Genomic DNA, 331 nt, shown 5'->3' on the forward strand with positions numbered 1-331 from the left:
TTCCTGCATATAATGTTGCCCGGTCATCTTTTGTTACTTTATAATAATTTATATGCCAGTAACTTAAATTAACCACGCTCCGGTGTTCTACCATCACCCCCTTGGGTTTGCCTGTTGAGCCTGAGGTGTAGATCACATACGCCAGGTCCTTCGATTCGTTAACACCGGCAAGGTTATCTGCACCATATTCAGCTAATGACGACAGGAATTCCGATAACAAGGTGTCATCTATCAACACCTTACAGCCGCTGTCTTTTAGCATATAACTGATCCGCTCTGAAGGGTAACCCGGATCGACCGGTACATATGCACCTCCTGCCTTCAATACACC

Annotated in this window: 1 protein-coding gene; it reads right to left on the bottom strand. The window is 45.3% G+C overall.

From position 1 onward, the window contains the following. On the bottom strand, window positions 1-331 hold a 331-nt coding region (locus tag ACFFGT_RS04485), incomplete at both ends, for an AMP-binding protein (RefSeq protein ID WP_377021310.1).

Source organism: Mucilaginibacter angelicae (assembly GCF_042434235.1).
Classification (GTDB): domain Bacteria; phylum Bacteroidota; class Bacteroidia; order Sphingobacteriales; family Sphingobacteriaceae; genus Mucilaginibacter; species Mucilaginibacter angelicae.